Annotated in this window: 4 protein-coding genes; 1 reads left to right on the top strand and 3 read right to left on the bottom strand. The window is 36.8% G+C overall.

Features of this window, described 5'->3' with window-relative positions; translation table 11 throughout:
* Both tatB and hemW read right to left on the bottom strand, forming a co-directional pair.
* A partial coding sequence (gene tatB / locus RQ763_RS10700) for a Sec-independent protein translocase protein TatB (protein ID WP_314152948.1) occupies positions 1–338 on the bottom strand: 338 nt, incomplete at its 3' end.
* A 53-nt stretch (positions 339–391) separates the two neighbouring features.
* On the bottom strand, positions 392–1444 hold the full coding sequence (hemW, locus tag RQ763_RS10695) for a radical SAM family heme chaperone HemW (protein ID WP_314152947.1): 1053 nt from the start codon (positions 1442–1444) through the stop codon (positions 392–394).
* A gap of 138 nt (positions 1445–1582) precedes the next feature.
* Here hemW and RQ763_RS10690 point away from each other — a divergent pair, with 138 nt between their 5' ends.
* On the top strand, positions 1583–2926 hold the full coding sequence (locus RQ763_RS10690) for an EAL domain-containing protein (protein WP_314152946.1): 1344 nt from the start codon (positions 1583–1585) through the stop codon (positions 2924–2926).
* 30 nt (positions 2927–2956) lie between these two features.
* Here the strand turns inward: RQ763_RS10690 and RQ763_RS10685 are convergent.
* The coding region (locus RQ763_RS10685) for a methyl-accepting chemotaxis protein (RefSeq protein WP_314152944.1) at positions 2957–3573 on the bottom strand (617 nt) is incomplete at its 5' end.

The following is a 3573-nucleotide window of genomic DNA, read 5'->3' as shown; positions in this document are numbered from 1 at the left end:
GAGGAAGTTTCGTCTTTAGGCTTGTCAAACAGACCGCTCTCTCCAATGTTGTCATCTTCAAGAGTTGTCAGTTTTGCTGCCATTTTTTTAATATTTGTTGCATCTTTTACTTGGTTCGAAGCATTTTGAAGCTCTTTTTTATACGACAGCGCTTCATCTTTCATGCTCTTTACATTGAGTTCATCTTCAAACGACTCTTTCATGCTTCCTATAGTGTTTTTTGCGTTTCTAAAAAATTTAGCTATCTCCACCATCGTACTTGGAAGCTTATCGGGACCAAGGAACAAGATCGCCATAACGGCTATAATAAGTATCTCAGTAAAACCCATACCAAACATAAAAAATCCTCAAAATTATATAAGGTGACGATTTTATCTAAAGAATAATTAAACTACGATATAAACAGAGCAATCTCGTCTGCTAAAAGGTACTCTTTGTTATAAAAAGTATCATCTTTTATTATTAGTTTACTCTCTTGAACTAAAAGCTCAGCTCTCTTTAGCTCCTCTTTATTTAAAATGTTTTGTGCAACTCCAACAGATGAGCGAAATCCCAAAAATATCTGCTCTGTTTTTTTATCCTCAGACTCAAGCTGCTCTGTTTTTATATCCAGAGGATTTTTTATATACTCCTCGATATCCGTAGTGGGGTAGTATCTTTGCATGCCAAGTTTGCCGACAGCTCCGCTTCCAAGTCCTATGTAGTCTTTATAGTTCCAATAACCAAGGTTGTGCGTACTTTTGTATAAGCCGAAGTTGCTTATCTCATACTGCTCAAATCCAAAGTCTGTGATTTTCTTGAAAAACCAAGAGGTAAGCTTTAGCCTCTCTTTTGACATCTGCGGTTTTTTCTCAAAAGGAGTTCCCTCTTCAATGGTCAGCGCATAGGCGCTTAGATGGTTGATGGGAAGCGAGAAAGCAGTTTCTAGGTCATTTTCTAAAAGCTCTTTCGTGTCCCCGAGAGTTGCGTAGATGAGGTCAAGAGAAATATTTTCAAACCCTGCTTTTTTTGCATTTAAAACAGCCTCTTTTGCCTGAACGGAGCTGTGCGCACGGTTCAGCAGTTTTAGTTTTGCATCATCAAAACTCTGCACGCCGAAGCTAATTCTGTTGACGCCGAGTTTTCGCATGCCTCTTAGCCACTCTTCGGTTGCGCTGTTTGGATTTGCTTCGCTTGTTATCTCGATGTTTTTGCCCAGATAAGGCTTTAGCATCTCAAAGAGTTTTTCATAGAGTTTTGGCGCTACGGTTGAGGGAGTTCCGCCGCCTATAAAGAGTGACTCTATCTCTTTTGGCGCTACCTGAAATCTCTTTAGTTCAAATACAAGCTGCTCACAAAGTGCCTGCATATAGTCTTCTTTTAGGTGGAACTTGTCAACGTAAGAGTTAAACGCACAGTAGTAGCATTTTGAGTCACAAAAGGGAATGTGTATGTATAGCAGCAAATAGTATCTCCTGATTTATAGGGTGAATTATAGCTATATTTTTCTATCTTAGTAGATTTTAATTAATATAAATTAAAGCATTCTACGTTAAAGTGACATAATTTTTTTTTATATTTAAACTGTAGAAAGTATCTAAAAATGGCAAAGCTAGAAAATTATTTAACGCAAATAGCGGATTTTTACGAGAAGAGCGATGATTGTCAAAAAAGTTCTATTGTGGCTGCGATAGAGACAATTTTAAACGCTAAAGAAGAGGTAGCTATAGAAATAGATGAGATTTCAGCTCTGCCAAATAGAGAATCTTTGATGAGAGAGATTTCACTGCTTCAAGATGAGGCTATGCTTGTAATACTCCATATAAACCAGATTGAGGCAATAAAGCAGCTCTACGGTTTTGAGATGGTTCAAGATATCATCTCAAATAAAGCAGAGACTCTTAAGCATCTTATAAAAGATAGCGATGCATCCCTCTATAGTATAAATCTTCAGAAGTTTGCACTATTGGTGAAGAGTAAAAAACTTTTTGATAAGTATCTCTCGATTTTAAAATTTTCTATTTTCAATAATATAGAGAGCTTTACATATACAAGCTGTGACGGCTCAAGAGTAATCTCAGATTTTACGGCTGGAATCTCTTACGGTATAGAGCATCTTCATCACAGTGCCAACGTGGCGCTTCAAGAGGCAATGGTATCAAAACTCTCGTATAAGATATATAATATAAACCCAGAGTGTACGACTTTAGAAAAATCTAACCTGGATAAATATCAGGTATATAAAGATGCCCTCCACAACGGATACATAGTTCCATATTTTCAGCCTATAATAGACTCAAGAGACGGCTCCATCATGAAGTATGAGGCACTTGCAAGGCTTCAGCTTCCAGATGGCAGAGTCGTCCAGCCGTATGATTTTTTAAGCATAGCAATCGAAGATAGAACTTTTGAGTTTTTTACCAGACAGATGATGCAAAAGGTCTTTAACGTATATGATAAAACGTATGTCGAAATATCTATGAATTTGACATATGAGAATATAAAATCTCAGACAATGCTTGAGTATATAAAAAACAGGCTTGAGAAATACGGCGGTGAGAGAATTACGTTTGAGATAGTGGAGACTGAAGAGATAGACGACTATGAAGTAGTAGAGAATTTTATTTTAATGATTAAAGAGTATGGATGCAAAATATCTATAGATGATTTTGGATCAGGTTACTCAAACTTTACAAATCTAATAAAGTTAAATATAGATTTTATAAAAATTGACGGCACACTTATAATAAAATTGCTTAGCGATGAAAAAGCAAGATTGATGGTTCAGTGGCTTATACAGTTTGCAAAAAACATAAATATAAAGAGTATTGCAGAGTTTGTCAGTTCACATGAGATATCTGAGTGCGTAAAAGAGCTTGGAGTCGATTATCTTCAGGGGTATTATCATGGAGAGCCAAAAGAGGCTAAGTTTTACGGATTAGCGTAAATACCGGCTCTCTTTTGTCTTAAAAACTCTCTATTTTTTAGAGAGATTGCTTAGCGTATCTATAATCTCGTCCATTTTGTGGCTTATAAGGCTTACTTCGCCTGAGATGTCGTTAACATCACTTGCATTTTTGTTTAGTGCATCAGAGCTCTCAGAGATGGATTGAATAAGAACATTTGTCGTTGCAGATGTCTCAGCAAGACTTTTTTGGGTTCTCTCCGCAAGTTTACGAACTTCATCCGCAACAACCGCAAATCCTCTTCCATGCTCACCTGCACGCGCTGCTTCAATGGCTGCATTGAGTGCTAGAAGATTTGTCTGCTCTGCAATGTCGCCGATGGTTGCTAGAATAGTTTTTGTCTCATTTGCATTTGTAACAAGTGTTTGAAGATTCTCTACCATCTCGTTCTCTTTGTGAGCAACATTATGAATTCTATCAACAGCACTGTTTATCATCTCTTTTAGCTCTTTGATTGTACTGTTTGTAATTGTTGAGATGGTATCGTTTAGTCTGTTTGAAGACTCAACTATTGTATTTTGACTCTCTTGATTTTTTTGCTCCATGTTTTGGAGTGATTCTCCAAGAGAGTTAATGTTGTTTAAAAGGTCTGCCATTTTAGCTTCAACATCTATTTTGCTTCTTGTAG

This window comes from Sulfurimonas sp., from assembly GCF_032250635.1.
Classification (GTDB): Bacteria; Campylobacterota; Campylobacteria; order Campylobacterales; family Sulfurimonadaceae; genus Sulfurimonas.
This window is presented reverse-complemented; position numbering and strand designations above follow the sequence as displayed.